We start from the raw sequence: 976 nt of genomic DNA on the forward strand, positions 1-976 counted from the left end.
AAGCGGTAACCACATCAGGAACGTTGACCAGTACTGACGTGGATAATCCAGATAATACATTCACGCCGGATTCTATTTCAGGCACCAACGGTGACCTGACTATTGATGCCAATGGTCATTGGGTCTTCACCGCCAACAGCGCGTTTAATCAACTAAATGTTGGCGATAAAGTAGAAGAAACCTTTACGGTGTCGTCTGTTGATGGCACACCGTCCACCATCAAAGTCACGATTAACGGCACTAATGACAAAGCCACTGTTAGCAGTGCAACCATCGCTATCGATGAGACCGACAAAGCGGTAACCACATCAGGCACGCTAACCAGCACCGACGTGGATAACCCAGACAATGCGTTCACACCCGATTCCATTTCCGGTACCAACGGTGATCTCACCATTGATGCCAATGGTCATTGGGTATTCACAGCTAACAGCGCGTTTAATCAATTGAATGTCGGCGATAAAGTCGAAGAGACCTTCACTGTCTCGTCTATTGATGGCACAGCGTCAACGATCAAAGTCACGATTAATGGCACTAACGATGCAGCGACAGTCAGTACCGCAACAGTCAGTGTGGATGAGACTGATAAAGCGGTAACTACCTCAGGCACGTTGACCAGTACCGATGTTGATAATCCTGATAACACATTTACGCCAGACTCCATTGTTGGAGCTAATGGCGACCTAACTATTGATGCTAATGGGCATTGGGTGTTCACCGCCAACAGTGCGTTTAATCAATTGAACGTCGGCGATAAAGTCGAAGAGACCTTTACTGTATCGTCTATTGATGGCACAACGTCAACGGTCAAAGTGACAATTAATGGCACTAACGATGCAGCGACAGTCAGTACCGCAACAGTCAGTGTGGATGAGACTGATAAAGCGGTAACGACATCAGGAACATTGACTAGTACCGATGTTGATAATCCAGACAATACGTTCACGCCGGATTCGATTTCAGGCACCAACGGTGA

General features: G+C 47.1%; 1 protein-coding gene. It reads left to right on the forward strand.

Annotated elements, in window-relative coordinates; all coding sequences use genetic code 11:
- A partial coding sequence (locus AB4209_RS20210; RefSeq protein ID WP_372057108.1) for a VCBS domain-containing protein occupies positions 1-976 on the forward strand: 976 nt, incomplete at both ends.

Origin of the sequence: Vibrio sp. 10N.286.48.C11, assembly GCF_041469805.1 — a bacterium.
GTDB lineage: Bacteria > Pseudomonadota > Gammaproteobacteria > Enterobacterales > Vibrionaceae > Vibrio > Vibrio crassostreae_C.